We start from the raw sequence: 15,773 nt of genomic DNA on the forward strand, positions 1-15,773 counted from the left end.
GCCGGCGACCATTCGGAAAAGCACCTAAGTCGCTACCTATGTTCTGCATCACATCTACGTATGTAGGTGATTCAAGTCACGTGCCTTAGGTGGGACGACCTCAGCAGGAACGGAAGTCCGGCGAGCGCTTCTCGAAGAAGGCGCGGGCGCCTTCCCGGGACTCCTTGGAATGGAAGGACAAGGCCTGCCCCACCGCCTCGGCCTCGATCGCATCGGCGAACGAGCGCTCGAAGGAGGCGTTGAGCTGCTGCTTGATCACCGACAGGGCGCGCCGGGGGCCGTCGGCGAGCCGGTCGGCCCACTTGTCGACCAGCGCGTCGAGCTCGGCGGCCGGAACAGCACGGTTGACCAGCCACATCTCCCCCGCCTCGGCGCCGCTGACCCGGGCGGCGAGGAACATGATCTCCTTGGCGCGGCCCAGACCGACCAGCCTCGGCACCAGCCAGGAACCCCCGCCGTCGATGGACAGACCGCGTTCGGCGAAGATCTCGCCGAACACCGCGTCGTCGGCGGCGGCCACGAGGTCGGCGCACAGCGCGAGGTTCGCGCCATACCCGACCGCCCCACCGCGGACCTTCGCGATCACCGGCAGCGGTAGATCGTGGATCAGCGAGCACAGATGCCCGACGCGGCGCATGAAGGTCATCTCGTCGGGCAGGATCTTCTCCGACAGGTCCATGCCGGAGCAGAACGAGGTTCCGGCACCGGTCATCACCAGGACCCGGCAGCGGTCGTCGGCCCACACCGACTCGAGTGCGACGATCGTCTCGTCCACCATCTGCTTGTTCAGCCCGTTCTTGCGGTCGGGCCGGTTCAAGGTCAGGGTCGCGACGCCGGATTCGCTGACGTCCAGCAGCACCGTCGGCTCGCTCATCGGACCGCAGCCTGCAGCAAGAGCCCGGCGAAGCGCGACCGGTGTTCGGCCGGGGTGCCGAACAGGACCTCGAGCACCTTGGCCCGCCGGAGATAGAGGTGGGCGTCGTGCTCCCAGGTGAAGCCGATGCCGCCCAGGATGTGGAGTGACGCATCGGCGACGAACATCGCTGCGTCGCCGCACCTCGCCTGAGCCATGCTCGCGGCCACCGACAGGTCCCGGGCGGTCACCTCCGACCGCTCGTCGAGGTAGGCGTCCGCGGCGACGACGGCGACGTCGAGCGACGACCGTCCGAGCTCCACGGCCATGAGCAGGTCGACGAGCTGGTGCTTGATGGCCTGGAACTGACCGATCGGGCGATCGAACTGCACCCGGTCCTTGGCCCACGCGACCGCCGCCTCGTGGCAGTGCTGCGCGATGCCCACCTGTTCCGCGGCGATGAGCACCAGGGCGAGATCGGCCGCGGCCCCGAGTGGAACCCCTACACCGAGCAGGGACGCCGGTGCGCCATCGAACTCGACGGTCGCCATGCCCCGCGTCAGGTCGAGACCGACCGCCGCTGTCCGCGTGAGACCGGGCGCGTCCGCGTCGACCGCCACCACCGCGACGTCGCCGCCGAGCACGACCGGAACCAGCAGTACGTCGGCGTGCATTCCGTCCAGCACGAACTCGAAAGTCCCACTGACGCTGATTTTTTCGTTGCCTTGCTCGCGGCGCGCCCCGGCCGACGGACCGGGTGTCGTCGATGCCGGATCGGACCAGCACACCGTCGCGGTCCGCCCGTCCTCGCCGAGTTGGCTCAGCAGTTCCATCGCCGGGCCGGTACCGACCAGCCGCAGCAACGATCCGGCGATGCCGATCGAGGACAGCCCCGGCACTACCGCCAGGGTCCGGGCCAGGTTCTCGACGACGACCGCGAGCTCGGTGACACCCGCGCCCGCACCGCCCTGGGCTTCCGGGACCAGCAGGGCGCCGAGTCCCATCTGCTCGGTCAGGACCTTCCACAACCGCCCGTCGCGTTCCGGGCGGCCGTGATCGTCGAGGAATTCCCGGGGCCCGGCCGAGGCGGCATCGCGCACCGCCTCGGCCAGCGCCGCTCGTTCCTGTGCGTCGACAGCCATCTCGATCTCCTACTTGGTCCGGGCCCGCCGGGCGACCGGCGACTGCTCGTGGCGGGACGGCAACGCGATGGTCGCCGCGCCGGGCATGACATCGGCGCCGCGCTGATTGCGGGCGAACGTTCGCAGTTCCACCACATGCTCGCCGTCGGAGGTGACCGACTTGCCGGTCACCTCACCGCCGAGGGTGACCACGTCGGAGAGGTAGACGAAGCCCCGGTACTCGGAACTGCAGTCGCGGACCCAGCCCTGGTCGCCGCACCAGTTGGTGAGGAGCTGCGTCTGCCAGCACTGTCGCTGGAAGCCGACGTCGTACTGGAAGGCCACACCCATCGCGTTCGCGGCCGCCTTGTTGTAGTGCACCGCGTAGATCGGTTCGCTGGAACCCATCACCGGGTCGCGGAACGACCATGCCGGATGGGTCTGGTAGTCGACGAGTGCGGCGGCATGCGCCTTGAGTCGCGGGATCGGGGTGCCGCCCCCGGCGATGAAGGCGACCTCGTCGGTCAGCCCGATCGGCCCCTTGGTCAGCGTCTGGATCGGGTCACCGACCTCGACGTCTTCCCAGTAGCGCGCCTGCGCGCCGCGTGGCTTCTCGCTCAGCACCCGCGCCTCGACCTCGCGGATCTCCTCCTCCTGCCACGGATGCGGCAGAACCAGCTCCGGCTTGCCGGAGTCCGATGCCGCGGCCTTGGACCGGGACTTGGCCGAGCCGCGCTCGAAGTTCACCACCTGCCAGTCGATCTCGGCGACGAGTTCGTCGTGCTGGTTGCGGTAGGAGTTGACGAAGTGGTCGGTCACCATCTGGCCGGCGAACTTGCTCGGCCGCGGTCCGGTGAAGCCGTCGTAGCGGCAGGTCGCGGTGATCGTGTCACCCCAGTAGACCGGCTGATGGAAATGCGCCTGGGTGGCGTTGTGGAACGCCCCGAGTCCCGGCCAACCGAACTGGATGCCGGAGAAGCAGCCGATCACGAAGGACGGCGGGGCCACCGGGGCACCGAAGTCGGACTTCGCCGCGTGTTCCGCGTCGGTCCACAGCGGGTTGACGTCGCCGATGCCGCCGGCGAACTTGATCACCGCGATACGGGTGGCCTCTTCGTTGTTGATCGAATGATCGATGCGCAGATCCACCCCGGCCCGGGCCTTCATGGACGCGATCATCTCGTTGGTAATGACCGCCTCGGGCATCTTCGCCTCGGTGGTCTTGTTCACCGGCGCTGCGGCCTTCTCGGTGGTGGTCATCGCGCGGCAGCCTTCTCCGGATTCGCGGTCCAGGTGCTCGCGCCACTGGGGACACCGGCCTCGGCCACTGCCCGGCTCAGCCCGTCGAGGGTCCATCGGCCGTCGCCCATGAGCTTCCACTCCGGGTCCTTGGTCCACGGCTGGATACGCTGCACCCGCGAGCCGCCGACCAGGAAGACCTCGCCGGTGAGGGGGCACTCCGGTGACAGCAAATATCCGACGAAGGGCGACACGTTGGCCGGATCGAAGCGGTCGAACTCGCCGTCCTTGCCGGCCAGTGCGTCACCGAAGGCACTCTCGGTGAGGCGGGTACGCGCCTGCGGCAGGATCGCGTTGACCCGGACGCCGTAACGCTTGAGTTCCTTGCTTGCGACCTGCGTCAGGCTGGCGACCGCGGCCTTGGCGGCCGAGTAGTTGGTCTGGCCGGGATTGCCGAACACACCCGATTCGCTGCTGGTGTTGACGACCGAGCCGGTCACCTGCTCACCTGCCTTCCTCTGTTCGCGCCAGAAGCGCGAGACCTCTCGGGTCATGAGGAAGGTGCCGCGAAGGTTGACGCGGAGCACGAGGTCCCAGTCGGCGTCGTCGATGTTCACCAGCACGCGGTCACGCAGGATGCCGGCGTTGTTGACCAGTCCGTCCACGCCGCCGAAGGTGTCGATCGCGGTGGCCACGATCCGGCTCGCGCCGGCCGAGTCGGCGACGTCGTCACCGTTGGCGACGGCTCGGCCGCCGGCGGCGATGATCTCGTCGACCACGTCCTGGGCCGGGCCGGCCGCGGCGCCGCTGCCGTCCTGTGCGCCGCCGAGGTCGTTGACCACCACATTGGCGCCCTCGGCCGCGAACAGCAGAGCGTGTTCACGTCCGATACCCCGGCCCGCGCCGGTGACGATGACTGTTCTTCCGTCGAGGTGTCCCATCGAGTTTCCTTACCTGTGAGTCGTCTCCCCTGCGGGAGAACGCAATTCGAGATGCCAGCCGCTAGTGGCGGACCGGCGTGTCCTTGGGGAGTCGCAGAACGCGCTCGGCGACGGTGTTGCGGTGGATCTCGTCGGTCCCGCCACCGATGCGCATACCGGGCACGCTGAGCACGAATTCCGACCACGCATACGTGCGCGGCGCACCTGTGTCGGCGACGAGTCGCGGACCCAGTACGACGGTGACCAGCTCGCCCAGTGCCTGCAGATTCGCTGTCAGTGCCAGCTTCCCGAGCGACATCTCCGGCCCCGGCACCCCGTTGGCCTTGAGATTGGCGTCGGCGCGGCGACGCATCGCCTTGGCCGAGGTCACCCCGGAGTACACTTTCGCGAAGGCCTCGATCACCGCCGGATTCTCGTGTCGTCCGAGATCGGCGATCCAGGCGGCGAGGTCGTCCATCCGGAACAGTCCACTACCGCCGCTCGACGAGCCGCCGATGGCGTTGCGCTCGTGCATGAGCATCGCGATGGCGACCGACCAGCCCTCGCCGACCTCGCCGAGCCTGCACCAGTCCGGCAGCGTGACGTCGGTGAGGAAGACCTCGTTGAAGTCGGCGGCTCCGGTGATCTGGCGCAGCGGCCGCACCTCGACGCCGGGAGCCCGCATGTCGACGACGAAGGCGGTCAGGTTCTTGTGCCGCGGCCCGTCGCTGGTACGGGTCAGGGCGATCCCGATGTCGGAGTAGTGAGCGCCCGAGGTCCACACCTTCTGACCGTTGAGCGTCCACTCGCCGCCCGCCGCATCCGGTACCGCCTTGGTGCGGACGGCGGCGAGATCGGAACCCGCAGCGGGCTCACTGAAGAGCTGGCAACCGATCACGTCGGCCCGGCGCAGGCCGGTGAGCCACTTCCGCTCGGCCTCCGGGGACCCGAACTGCGCCAATGTCGGCGCCACCATGCCCAGACTCACCGACAGCGGCCCCTTCGACGGGATCGGGAACTCCCGCTCGGCCGCGGAGAAGGCGCGCTCGTAGGCGGCCGGCAGGCCGGCTCCGCCGCGGTCTGCCGCCCCGGTGATCCAGCCGAAGCCGGCGTCGAACGCCGCACGCTGGTATTCGACTGCGGCACTGAGTTCTTCGTCGGTCGACCCGGAGAACAGCGCATACCGGGACTTCACCGGGCCCGCCCCCGCCGACCCGTTTCGGCCGTCAGCAACGGTCCCGAGGAACCGCCGGGCCCCGTCCACGAACTCGTCGATAGTCGGAGTCATCACTTCACCACCTTTCAGAGGTCATCCCAGCTCTTACTCTGGTTTAAGACTGTCTACGTGTAGATCATTTACCTGGAGGGCACCGGTCCTCGACGCCCGCACACGGCCGGGCTCAGTGAACGGTGACGGTGCCGTTGGTGCCGTCGACGGTGATGCGGGTGCCGTTGGCGATGCGCTTGGTCGCCTCACGGACGCCGAGCACGCAGGGCATGCCGAGTTCCCGGCTGACGATGGCGGCATGACTGAGCGGCGACCCGACGTTCACCACGACCGCCTCGGCGGAGGTGAAGATCGGTGTCCAGCCCGGATCGGTAACCGGGGCGACGAGGATCTCCCCCGGCTCGAGATCGGGAGCGTCCACGGGATCGAAGATCACCCGCGCAATCCCCTCTGCCACTCCGGGACATGCGCCGATGCCCTCGAGGACATCTCCGGGAGCAGCCATCGAGATCGCCGGGGCCTTCTTCTCGGGCCACTCGGTGACCGGCGGGATCTCGCCGTCGATGATGAAGGGCGGCTCCAGCTCGTCGAGGCGATCAATCCATTCGCGACGTTCGGCGATGCGGTCGGTGTAGCGGCCCGGGGCGGCGAGGAGGTCCTCGAGTTCGGTGACCGTGAGCATGTTCAAGTCGTCGGCCCGCGCGAGGAGACCCCGCTCAACGAAGCGCCGCGCCAACTCGAAGAGCGGCATCCGCGCCTCGTGGAGCACCCGCACCGTATTGGTCTTCGATTGCTCGCGGGCGCGCATGTACAGGTCAGTCGTCGCGAGAACCGACTCGATCCGCGCCAACAGAGCCGCATCGTCGGCGTGACGCGTGCGCAGAGTCCCGATCAGCGCCTCGCGGTCCTGCCGCAGCCGATGCGACTGGAGCTGCGGATTCTTGCTTTCGTCCTGCAGCCGCAGCCGGTCGATCATGCCGAGGGGTACACCGTGATGCGATTCCCAGGTCTTGGGCATGGGCGCCCACTCGTCGGTCGAGCGTGAGCCGAATTCGTAGCAGAACCGATCGAACCACTCGACGAACCGCCGCATCGCCGAATCGGTGGATGCCCGGAGTCGGTCGTCGAGCCCGTCGACGCCCCGTTCGAACTCGGCGGTCAGCGCCGGACTCTGCACGATGAGGCGGGAGAGGTCCCACAGCACCTGACTCGGCGCCGCCGAGGCGATGTCGCCCAGACCGCCGGTGAGCCGGACCGCCAGTGTCGGGTCGCCCAGGTCGGCCGCCAGGTCGTCGAGTGCGCCGGTGACAATGGAGGATTCATACACCATCCGTAGATGCTTCTGCAGCACCGACCCGTAGCGCTCCTTGACGACGGCCTGGGCGTGTTCCAGGAGTTCTCGATCCCCGAGCGCGGTGAGGTCGGGCCGGGCGGCACGCAGCCGGGCGGCCTCCTCGCGGTCCTCGGAGGTGATGTCAGGGCGATCTCGTTCGGACATCACCCGGCCCACACTGGCGAGAATCCGGTCGGTGTACTCCGGGCGGTCGTCGTCGGGCTGCGCCGCATAGGCCGGTGCCGTCACGTCCCCGAGATAGGTCCGGTCCATGAGATCGGCTGATGCGCCGGGCATCCGGACACCGAAGACCCGCTGCACCGAGAGGTTGATGTAGATATAGCCGTGGAAGACGCCCTGGATGTCGAGGACGTCCGGACGGAACTCGGTCTCGTCGAAGGCGCCGAATTCCTCGAGCGCCCGACGCCATGCCGACTCGACGACCATGCCGCCGTTGAGCGTCCACCGCAACGGGGTGATCACCCCGCCGGCCACCTCACCGGTATTCGCCCGGGTGTAGACCGGGAACCGTTCGCTCGGCGCGTTGTCGATGACGAACGGCTGAGAGATGTCGACCATGGCGCGCCTTCCGATTGCCGATCTCGGTGGGAGACCGTCTACGCGAGACTTTACTCTAGTACTCGACTATTGGCTAGTAGATTATCTACTGATGGGCAACAGGTATCGGTGCGGTCAGAGCGCGCGCAGCAGCGCGCGATGGCTGGCCGCGGCAGCATCGTCATCGGGCTCCAGCCGCCGAGCGGTGCGCAGACGACTCAGGGTTGCGACCGCGACCGCCGCCAGCCGTTCGTAGTACTCCTCGAGCGCCGCGTACTCCCTTGTGGCGGGCTGCGGCGGCAACTCGCCGGCCAGCCACGGTTGGGCGTCGCGCAGCGCGTCACCCAACCGGTCGGCACGTTCGGCGAGCTGGAATCCGGCGTTGTCCCAGTCGATCTGGGCAAGGACCGCGCGAACCTCGTGCAACCGGGCACGCGCGTGGTCGCCCTCGACGGCCGGCGCGATCGTGTCGCCCAGGACAGTGCGGACGCCCGCGATGATCTCCGATGGTCGTGGTCTCATCGCTGTCCTCCCGGTCGCTCACGAGTGTGGTCGTCGGAATCCTCGAGAAGCCCGGTCTCTCGCAAGGCCAGGCGCTCGATGCGGTCGGCGGGACCGGCCGGACGATCGGTGATGCCCTCGCAGAACGCCCTGACCCCGGTCAGTGCGATCACCGCGAGACGCAACGCCGTCATCACCTGCCAGAAGTGCAGACGGTCGTGGTCGACCTCGATGCCCGAGGCCTGCGACCACCGCCGCAGGAAGTCCTCGACGCCCCATCGACCGTCGATGAAGTGTTCGGCCCGGTAGACCGAGCACGTGTACCAGCCGAGATCGTCGTGGGCGTCACCGAGGTGTGCGAGTTCCCAGTCGAGCAGCGCACTGATCCGTTGCCCGTCGACCAGGACGTTGGCCGGCCGAAAGTCGCCGTGCACCAGCCTGATCGGTGACGGAGGGGGTACGTGGTCGCGCAGCCAGGCGATCGTCTCCCGCAGCGCGGGGTGCGGTTCGAGTTCGACGCGATCGAGCTCGGCCGTCCAGCGTTCGAGCTCGGCGCGCCCGGGATCGGTCGGCACCCTCAGCACGTCGACGAGCCCGGTCGCCGGCGGATCCACCCGGTGCACCGCGCCCAGCAGGTCCGCGAGTTCCTGCGCCAGCGACATCCGGCCCTCGCGTCCGAGTTGCAGCGGATCGCGGTCCCGCAGTGCCGCGCGGTCCGCACGCCCGGCCACTCGGTCGACGATCATCGCCGGGCGGCCCATGAGCGAGCCGTCGGCGTCGAGTGCATGCACCGCGGCGATGGGCAGGCCGGAGCCGGCGAGACAGCGCAGCAGGCCGAACTCGACGTCGCGCTCGGTGTCGACGACACCGCCGGCAGGCGCCCGGCGCAGCAGCAGGGCCCGCCGGTTTCCGTCGGTCTCGGCGATCGCATCGAAGGCCCAGTTCTCCTGCGAGCTGCCGCCACCGAGTCGGACGGGGTCACCGGCGTCGCGGAATCCGGTGCCGTGCAGGAGTTCTGGCAACCGCTCGCGGAGCGTGTTCATCGTGGCTCCGGCTGCGGTGATCGGCGCGGCGGCAGGGCCTCTTCGTAACGGCCGTAGCCGGGCAGCACCATGTACTCGATGACGCCGTATCCGACAGTGTCCCCGCGTCGCACCTCGACGAGGTGATCAGAGCCCGCCTTGGCGTAGCGGTAGAAGTTGTCCCGGTCCGTCAGGTCCCACTCGTCGTGCTCGGCGGTGAGGTCACCGCGCCACTGGCCCTGACGCCAGCCGTTCCAGCCCTCGTAGCCGCCACCCCGCAGATGCGCCCGTCCCCGCAGGGCACGGATCTCGAGTTCGATCTTCTCGCCGTCGAGCTGCGTGAGGGTGACGCGGCCACCCACGAGCGTCGGCGCGGCCGCCCCGTCGTCCCACCTCAGGTCGTGGTCGACCGCCGTGATCGGTGACAGCTCCCGGTCGTCGCCGGGTGGTGCAATCAGGCCGGCGGACAGATGCACCGGCTGGCCGGGGCGGGACTCCTGGACGTACAGGTGGACGGCCAGGTCGGGCAGCTGCAGCGGTGCGAACAGCAGCAGCTTCCATTCCGGACGCTCGCCGGGCGGCTGCCCCTCCGCGCGCGGCAGCGGCCGGGTGCCCCAGGAATGGTCCCGCTCGGCCCACCACCGGTCCGGCGTCACCTCGATGCGGCGCCCGTCCGGGGTCACGATCCACCCCCGCGCACGGCCGTGCTGCACGTAGCGGATCGCGTCGTACGTCGTCCGGGCCCGGCTGATCTGGAAGAACTTCCCCTCGAGCATCGGCTCGAACCTCGCCTCGAAGGTCACGTCGAACCTAAGGCCGGAGTCGTTGTCGACCAGCGTGAATCGCAGTTCCTTCAGCGGCTCGACGATCCCGCACGACAACGGGCCCACGGCCAGCGCGTGACTGTCGGGCAACAGCGACCGGGAGAGCCGGAGGTTGGTCTGGCGACCGTTGTCGGAGAAGCAGGCGAACGCCTCCATCACGTCCTGGTTCGGATACCGGCCCAATCCCAGCGTAAGCACCGTGTCACCGGTCTCGGTGTCCTGGAAGGAGACCCAGTACCGCTCCCGCCAGGACGGGTCACTGGTCGCGACCATGGCGTGGGTGAGCGCGGTCTGATGGGTGAAGTACTCGTCAGCGGGACTGAGGAACATCGGTCATCCTTCCAGGACGGATTCGACGAAGGCCGCCTTGATGGCCTTCTTGTTCAGCTTCTCGCCGGCCAGCGTGGGCAGTGGCCGGTCGTCGATCTGCCAGTGCGTGGGAATCTCGAAGTAGCCGAGCGTTTTTCGGCAGTGGGCGACGAGCTCGTCGGCGGTGATCGCCTCACCGACCCGGTGGGTCACCGCCGCGGCGAGTTCTTCGCCGAGATCCTCGTGCGGCACACCGAAGACCGCCGCCTCGATGACCGACGGGTGGCCGAGGATCGTCTTCTCGATGTGCGCGCAGGCGATGTTCTCACCACCGCGGATCACGATGTCCTTGCTCCGGCCGTCAAGGAACAGGTAGCCGTCGTCGAGGTGTCCGAGGTCGCCGGTGTGCAGCCAGCCGGCGTCGTCCACGGTGCCGTCCTCGATGCCGAGGTAGCCCAGCATCACCGTGGGCGCGCGGACGATGACCTCACCGACTCCGCGTTCGTCGGGGTCGGTGATGCGGATCTCGACGACGGGATACGGTCGCCCGACGGTGCCGGGCCGCTCGACGAGGTCCGCGTTGCCCGCGACGGTCATGAACCCGCCGGTCTCGGTCATGCCCCAGGTGTTGGCCAGTCCGCGCCGCTCGAGTTGCGGGAGCTTGGCGATCATCCGACCGAGCAGGGCCGGCGGCAACGGGGCACCGCCGAGCGGGAACGACCGCAGACTCGACAGATCGTGGGCGTCGAAGTCGGGGTGTTCGAGCAGGCGAATCGCCATCGTCGGAACGCCACCCCAGGCCTGCACCCGTTCGGCCTCGATCAGTGCGAGGATCTCGCCGGCGTCGAACCTGCCGACGGTCATCACCATCCGTCCGCCGATCAGCAGGTTGGTGAGGATGTTCGACACGCCCCCGATGTGGAACAGCGGGGTGCACACCAGCGCGACCGGCTGCGGTCCGGCCGGATCGAGCCGGTGCGGCAGCCGCCGTGAGCGCACCAGCAGGTTCTGCTGATTGGTGATCACCGAACGCGACGACAGCACAACGGCTTTCGGTGATCCGGAACTGCCGGAGGTGAACAGGATGAGTGCCGGGTCGTCGAGGGCGACACCCTCGACCGGCGAAAAGGTCGAGTTGCTCGTCCATGCCGCGGCAAGCTGCTCGATCGACTCGACCCGAACGCCGTCGTCGAAGAAGTCCGTCGCATCGGACAGGACCAGTGCAGGTTCGGCCACCGCAATCGCATGGCGGGCCTCATCGGTGCTCCACCAGCGGTTGGCGTAGACCGGGACCGCTCCCAACCACCATGCCGCGCAGGTGGCCAGCGCGAACTCGGGACGGTTGTAGCAGTGCAGCAGAACGCGATCCCCACGGGAGACCCCCCGCGCCGCAAGCATTTCCGCAGCGGCAGGGATTGCACGCAGGAAGTCGCGGTGGCCGATGCGGACGTCGCCCTGGACGAGGAAGTCACGCCCGTCCCACGGTCCGACGGTTGCCAGCAGCTCCACGAGTGAACCGGGCGACCGGGCGTAGGTCCGGCCGGGGTGTCCGGCGTAGTCGGCCTCGACGACCTCCTCACCCCACACCACACCCGCCGCGGTCTCGGTGTTCACGCTCATGCTTCCTCGCTCTCCGGCTCGGGATATTCTGTCACGCAATAGTAGAGTACTAGAGTATTGATTCCTAGATGAACGACGATCGAAATCCCGCCCGTGACTGCAGTCTCACAACTCCATTGACTCAAGATAGTCGTAGATGCGACTATTTAGTACAGGACCAATTCTCCCGGCTCGGTCAGAGTCGGCGCCCACCGGGCACGAGTACCGATAGGACCGCCCATGTTCACCACAGTCGCACTCCTCAAGATGCGGGTCACCGCAGCTCGCGTTATAGCCGACCGGATCATCGAGATCACCCTCGAGGACGCGACCGGCCGCGACCTGCCGGCCTGGCAGCCGGGAGCCCATGTCGAGCTCCGGCTTCCCTCCGGTCTGCTGCGCCAGTACTCTCTGTGTGGCGATCCGGCAGATCTGCGCAGCTACACCATCGCCGTGCTCAACGAGCCGGAAGGCCGCGGCGGGTCCCGCGAGATCCACGAGATCGCCACCGCCGACGTGATTTTCGAGGTACGCCCGCCCAAGAACAATTTCGAACTCGTCGACGCAGACAACTACGTGTTCATCGGCGGCGGAATCGGCATCACGCCGATGATCCCGATGGTCTCCGAGGCCCGACGCCGCGGCGCCGGCTGGCGGCTGATCTACGGTGGACGCACAGAGTCCTCGATGGCCTACCGGGAGACGATCGCCGCACACGGCGACGCCGTCGACCTGTGGGTCGAGGCCGAGCGCGGACATCCGGACCTTCGCCGCATCCTCGCCGAGGCACCCGCGGGCGCCGAGATCTACACGTGCGGGCCCGGCGCGATGATCGACGCGGTCGCCCAGGAGTTCGCCGAGCACGACCACCTCGGCGCGCTGCACTTCGAGCGTTTCGCGGCGAGCGGGCCAATCGACCACAGCGGTGAGTCCTTCGAGGTGGAGCTCGCCCAGTCCGGGATCACGCTCACGATCCCGGATGGCGCCACGATCCTCGGCGAGGTTCGAAAAGTGTTGCCCGAACAGCCGTTCTCCTGCGAGGAAGGTTATTGCGGCGAATGTGAGACCCCGGTGCTCGACGGCACCCCCGATCACCGTGACGACTACCTGACCGAGGACGAGCAGGCGGCGAACGACGTCATGATGATCTGCACCAGCCGTTGCAAGGGTGAGCGCCTCGTGCTCGATCTCTGACCGTTCACAACCATCACCGACGCCGGTGAGTGATGCTCCGTCACTCACCGGCGTCGTGCTGTGCCACCGCGAAGAGAGCACCGCCCCGGCGAGGTGTGACCTCACCGGGGCGGTGCGACAGCGACTATGCGACGGCTTCCTAGCTCACCGGTGAGACGGCGCGGACCTGCGGGAGGACCTTGTCGGCGAGTAATTCCAGACTCCGCCAGGATAATTCGGGCGGCAGACCGCCGAGCAGCGGATGCAGCCGCAACTCGTAGTCGTCGTCGAGCTCCGAGAGTCGTCGGACCGCGTCGTCGGGACTGAGGATCCACATCGACGGGTCGTCGCGGATCGAGTCGAGGTCGCTCTTCTCACGCCAGTACCCGTTGACGGTGGCATTGGAACGCTCCCCCGCCCAGGACGCGTACATGTTGCTGGCGTGCATCACATGGGGAGCGACCTCCGCCAGCGCGGCTTCGGGATCCTCTGCCACGTAGACGAACGCCGGGCCGTGCCGCGGGAAGGGTTCCGGTTCCGGGTGTCCCTGCTTGACGCATTCCTCGGCGTAGAAGCGGTACAGCTCCTCGGTCGCCGGCCGGTACCCCAGACCCATCCGGGCAGCTCGGCGCGCCGACGGTTTCGCGTTTCCGCCGATGTAGATCGTCGGCCCACCGGGGGTGCCGGGACGGGGCGTCACGCTGACCCGGGAGCCGCGGTGATCGAATTCCGCTTCGCGCCAGGCGGTTCGGATAATTTCGAGCTTCTCCTCGAAGACCTTGCCCCGGTTCGGAAAGTCGACGCCGAACATGTCGAACTCCTGGGGTCGATAGCCGATGCCGGCGGTGATCAGCACACGGCCAGGACCGGCGATGAGGTCGAGGACCGCGAGGTCTTCGGCCAGCCGCAGCGGGTCGTGCATTGTGATGCACAGTGCCGAGAAGTGCAGTTCGATCTGTTCGGTGGCGCCGGCGATGGCGGCCGCCAGAATCAGCGGCGACGGGCAGTAGTTGTCCTCCGCACCGTGGTGTTCGGCCAGATAGACGGTGTCGAAACCTTTTCGGTCGGCCCAGATGCACTGTTCGACGGCCGCCTTGTACAGGTCGCCGGGGCTCGGCGACCCCGGGCCGAGGTCCGGTGCGCGCATGTCGTAGCGCAGTCCGATCTTCATGAGTTCTCCTTGATCCTCGGATCGAGCACGATCTTGATGTCGTCGGTGTCGGCCGCCGTCAGGCCGGCCAGGCCGTCCGCCAGGGAACCGATGCCGACGGTGCGGGTGTGCAACTTCTCGGGTTCGATACCTCGGTCGGCGATCAGTTGCAGGGTCTCCACGATCTCCGCGCGCGTATAACCGGCAGCCGCGATCAGCGTCGCTTCCTTGGCCAGCCACATCCGCGGCGAGATCGTCGCCTGCCCGGCGTCTCCGACCAGCACCACACGTCCGCCCTGGCGCAGGGCCGCGAGGGCCTGCTCGACCATGTCGGGGGCGCCGGTGCATTCGACGACGACGTCGTGGTCGTCGGAGACCTCGGTGACGGTGGCCGCCACCCGATGTGCACCGGAGGCCTCCGCGGCGAGACAGCGAGACGCGGAGAGTTCGACGACGTTCACCTCGGCCGCACCGACCGCACGCGCACACTGCACCACGAGGAGTCCGATGGGACCGGCCCCGAGGACGAGCACGCGCTCGCCGGTGGCGACCACGCCGCGACGAATCGCGTGCCAGGCGACAGCTGCGGGCTCGACGAGGGCCGCCGCGACTTCCGAGACCTTGTCGGGGACCGGGACGACGCGATACGCGGGCACCGTCAGCAGTCGGGCAAAGCCACCATGCGGCTGCTCGGGCGCGACGTCTCGACCCCGCGCCACCGACATGACGAGGGCGCAGAACTCTGGGCGTCCGGCACGGCAGGAGTCGCAGTCGCCACACGGATCGGGCACCCCGACGACGACCCGCTGCCCGAGCGCGAGACGGTCGACCGACTCGCCGACCTCGACGAGCCGGCCCGTCCACTCGTGGCCACACAGCGTCGGCCCGTGGCCGGCCCCGGTGGAGTACGCGCGGACCTCGGTCACGCAGACACCGCAGAGATCGATGGAGACCGTGACCTCACCGGCTGCGGGCTTCGGCTCGTCGACGTCGATCACGTCGACGACGCCCGGCCGGGAGACCAGTGCGACCTGCTGATGATTCTCGGACAGTCCGGCCGTCGCGACGGCGCTGTCAGTGGTGATGGGAATGCCGACTCCGATCCTCGACCGCCACGAACGGCGGGGGCCTCCCGGAGCGCTGCCACCCAGGAAGGTCGGTAACCTGGAACACCCCTAGATTGTCGTGTTATCGAGTATTTGTCAATAGAGCTTTAGCCTGTCGGCCGGTACGCTGGAATCATCGATGGTCTAGTGATCAACAACTTGGGAGTCAGTCATGCAGCCGCCCACACCCACGCCAGAGCGCACCCTCGAATACGACACCAACATCCTCCATGCGGCACGTTCACAGCTGCGCGAGGAGTTGCTGATCGACAAGCCCTGGACCGAGGTGATCCTGGTTCGCCACGCGCAGCAGTCCTTCCTCGACGCGGACCTCGCCGCCGGTGGAGCGGCCGGGCCCCCACTGTCGGCCCTCGGCGAGCGCCAGGCCCACCTGGCGGCCAGACGCCTCGCCGCCCAGTCGGTTTCGGCCGTCTATGCCAGCCATCTGACGCGCGCCGCCGCCACGGCCCAGGCGATCGTCCGGGAGGCCCAGGCGCCCTTGACCGTCGCCACCCGCGCCGATCTTCGTGAAGTCGAGATGCACGGAGACGTCACCGAGGACAGCGCCGCTGTCCGCACCCGCCTCACCGAGGCACTCACCACGATCGCCGCCGATCACCCGGATCAGACCGTCGTCGCAGTCAGTCACGGTGGCGCGATCAGCGCCTTCATCGCGTCGCTGCTCGGCGTCGAACCGAGCATGTTCTTCTTCGCCGCCCACGCCTCGATCACCCGGGTGCGGCATCACGGGGGCCGTTGGGTGGTGCAGTCACTCAACGAGACCGGCCACCTCCCGGCCGGCGACCTCGTCAGCCACTGACCGTGGGTACCGAACAC

14 protein-coding genes are annotated in these 15,773 nt (G+C 68.2%); 2 read left to right on the forward strand and 12 right to left on the reverse strand.

Going from position 1 to position 15,773, the window contains the following annotated elements:
- Positions 1-100: 100 nt before the first annotated feature.
- The 10 genes from HYG77_RS32800 to HYG77_RS32845 all read right to left on the reverse strand — a co-directional run bounded on the left by HYG77_RS32800 (position 101) and on the right by HYG77_RS32845 (position 11,528).
- Positions 101-874 carry an enoyl-CoA hydratase-related protein gene (locus tag HYG77_RS32800; protein WP_208963811.1) on the reverse strand — a complete coding sequence of 258 codons (774 nt, stop codon included), beginning with the start codon at positions 872-874 and terminating at the stop codon, positions 101-103.
- A complete protein-coding gene (locus HYG77_RS32805; protein ID WP_208963812.1) occupies positions 871-1,995 on the reverse strand; it encodes an acyl-CoA dehydrogenase family protein in 1,125 nt (374 codons plus the stop codon). Before HYG77_RS32805 ends, HYG77_RS32800 begins: the two co-directional genes overlap by 4 nt.
- A gap of 9 nt (positions 1,996-2,004) precedes the next feature.
- Positions 2,005-3,234 carry a MaoC family dehydratase N-terminal domain-containing protein gene (locus HYG77_RS32810; RefSeq protein ID WP_208963813.1) on the reverse strand — a complete coding sequence of 410 codons (1,230 nt, stop codon included), beginning with the start codon at positions 3,232-3,234 and terminating at the stop codon, positions 2,005-2,007.
- Positions 3,231-4,154, reverse strand: a complete 924-nt coding sequence (locus HYG77_RS32815) for an SDR family oxidoreductase (protein WP_208963814.1) — start codon at positions 4,152-4,154, stop codon at positions 3,231-3,233. The genes HYG77_RS32810 and HYG77_RS32815 overlap by 4 nt, the downstream gene beginning before the upstream one ends.
- A 61-nt stretch (positions 4,155-4,215) precedes the next feature.
- Positions 4,216-5,421, reverse strand: coding sequence for an acyl-CoA dehydrogenase family protein (locus HYG77_RS32820; protein WP_208964242.1), 1,206 nt, complete (start codon positions 5,419-5,421; stop codon positions 4,216-4,218).
- A gap of 112 nt (positions 5,422-5,533) precedes the next feature.
- The gene (locus HYG77_RS32825; protein ID WP_208963815.1) at positions 5,534-7,273 is read right to left on the reverse strand and encodes a PEP-utilizing enzyme; all 1,740 of its coding nucleotides are present in this window, start codon (positions 7,271-7,273) and stop codon (positions 5,534-5,536) included.
- 114 nt (positions 7,274-7,387) lie between these two features.
- On the reverse strand, positions 7,388-7,774 hold the full coding sequence (locus HYG77_RS32830; protein WP_206016538.1) for a hypothetical protein: 387 nt from the start codon (positions 7,772-7,774) through the stop codon (positions 7,388-7,390).
- The gene (locus HYG77_RS32835; protein ID WP_208963816.1) at positions 7,771-8,796 is read right to left on the reverse strand and encodes a phosphotransferase family protein; all 1,026 of its coding nucleotides are present in this window, start codon (positions 8,794-8,796) and stop codon (positions 7,771-7,773) included. Before HYG77_RS32835 ends, HYG77_RS32830 begins: the two co-directional genes overlap by 4 nt.
- Positions 8,793-9,929 carry a hypothetical protein gene (locus tag HYG77_RS32840; RefSeq protein WP_208963817.1) on the reverse strand — a complete coding sequence of 379 codons (1,137 nt, stop codon included), beginning with the start codon at positions 9,927-9,929 and terminating at the stop codon, positions 8,793-8,795. The genes HYG77_RS32835 and HYG77_RS32840 overlap by 4 nt, the downstream gene beginning before the upstream one ends.
- A gap of 3 nt (positions 9,930-9,932) precedes the next feature.
- Positions 9,933-11,528 carry an AMP-binding protein gene (locus tag HYG77_RS32845; protein ID WP_208963818.1) on the reverse strand — a complete coding sequence of 532 codons (1,596 nt, stop codon included), beginning with the start codon at positions 11,526-11,528 and terminating at the stop codon, positions 9,933-9,935.
- Positions 11,529-11,747: 219 nt separating this feature from the next.
- On the opposite strand from HYG77_RS32845, the gene HYG77_RS32850 reads away from it, so the two are divergent.
- The gene (locus HYG77_RS32850) at positions 11,748-12,701 is read left to right on the forward strand and encodes a PDR/VanB family oxidoreductase (RefSeq protein WP_208963819.1); all 954 of its coding nucleotides are present in this window, start codon (positions 11,748-11,750) and stop codon (positions 12,699-12,701) included.
- A gap of 139 nt (positions 12,702-12,840) precedes the next feature.
- On the opposite strand, the gene HYG77_RS32855 is transcribed toward HYG77_RS32850, so the two are convergent.
- Positions 12,841-13,851 (reverse strand): LLM class flavin-dependent oxidoreductase, encoded by a 1,011-nt coding sequence (locus HYG77_RS32855; protein ID WP_208963820.1) that lies wholly within the window; start codon positions 13,849-13,851, stop codon positions 12,841-12,843.
- Positions 13,848-14,828 carry a zinc-binding dehydrogenase gene (locus HYG77_RS32860; protein ID WP_208963821.1) on the reverse strand — a complete coding sequence of 327 codons (981 nt, stop codon included), beginning with the start codon at positions 14,826-14,828 and terminating at the stop codon, positions 13,848-13,850. The genes HYG77_RS32855 and HYG77_RS32860 overlap by 4 nt, the downstream gene beginning before the upstream one ends.
- Positions 14,829-15,108: 280 nt before the next feature.
- Here HYG77_RS32860 and HYG77_RS32865 point away from each other — a divergent pair, with 280 nt between their 5' ends.
- Entirely contained in the window at positions 15,109-15,756 is a 648-nt protein-coding gene (locus HYG77_RS32865) for a histidine phosphatase family protein (RefSeq protein ID WP_208963822.1), read from the forward strand.
- Positions 15,757-15,773 lie beyond the last annotated feature (17 nt).

This window comes from Rhodococcus sp. ZPP (assembly GCF_017656075.1).
Lineage (GTDB): Bacteria > Actinomycetota > Actinomycetes > Mycobacteriales > Mycobacteriaceae > Rhodococcus_F > Rhodococcus_F oxybenzonivorans.